Source organism: Mycolicibacterium parafortuitum, from assembly GCF_002086815.1.
GTDB classification, from domain to species: Bacteria; Actinomycetota; Actinomycetes; order Mycobacteriales; family Mycobacteriaceae; genus Mycobacterium; species Mycobacterium parafortuitum.
In genome coordinates this window covers 1-948 of record NZ_MVID01000067.1, presented here as the reverse complement: position 1 = coordinate 948, position 948 = coordinate 1, and the positions used below count along the sequence as shown (strand labels likewise).

The following is a 948-nucleotide window of genomic DNA, read 5'->3' as shown; positions in this document are numbered from 1 at the left end:
CTAGGGCGTGTCTGACAAATGTTTCGGATGTTGCGGCTGAGACTTAGGGCATGTCACGGTTCCAGCTGCTTACCGATGCTCAATGGTCATTGATCGAAGATCTTCTACCTGTCCGAACAGGTAAGAAGGGCAGGCCCTTTCGGGATGCTCGCTCGATGGTCGAGGGGATCATCTATCGATACCGATGCGGCATCGCCTGGCGGGACGTGCCCGAGGTCTTCGGACCGTGGCAGACAATCTGGACCTGGCACCGACGGATGAGCGCCGAGGGCACCTGGGACCTGGTGCTGGCTCGGTTGCTGGCGGCCGCCGACGAGGCCGGGATCATCAACTGGGCGGTATCGGTGGATTCCACGATCGCTCGCGCTCACCAACATGCCACGAACATCACCCGTGACACAGGGGGCTTGGTCGAATTACACGAATCTGGCGAGCGAGCCGCCTGACCACGGCATTGGTCGCTCGCGCGGCGGGTTGACCAGCAAGATCCACCACCTCGTTGACGGTCACGGACGGCCGTTGGTGGTGCTTGTGGGTGCTGGCCAGGCCCACGACGGACCTGTCTTGGAGCATTTACTCGCGCACCTCAAAGTGCAGCGCCGCGGGCCCGGGCGGCCCCGCACCCGGCCCGATCGTCTGCGCGCAGATAAGGCCTACTCCAGCCGAGCGACCCGACAGCGGCTGCGAAGACGAGGGATCGTCGCCGTCATCCCCGAACCGTCCGATCAGATCCGCCACCGAAAACGGCGCGGCACCCAGGGCGGGCGACCGCCGGCCCTCGACACCGAGGATTACAAGGGCCGCAACGTCGTTGAACGAGGATTCAACGCCACCAAACAATGGCGTGGTCTGGCCACCCGCTACGACAAACTCGCCCTCGTCTACCGCGGTGCAGCCGTCCTACGCGCCATCACCCTCTGGCTGCCGCATTTGTCAGACACGCCCTAG

Annotated in this window: 1 protein-coding gene; it reads left to right on the top strand. The window is 64.0% G+C overall.

Features of this window, described 5'->3' with window-relative positions; genetic code table 11:
• The first annotated feature begins 50 nt into the window (after positions 1 to 50).
• A protein-coding gene (locus BST38_RS29180; protein WP_420872545.1) for an IS5 family transposase occupies positions 51 to 948 on the top strand; the annotation gives its coding sequence in 2 pieces (ribosomal slippage) (positions 51 to 412 and positions 411 to 948; 900 coding nt in all).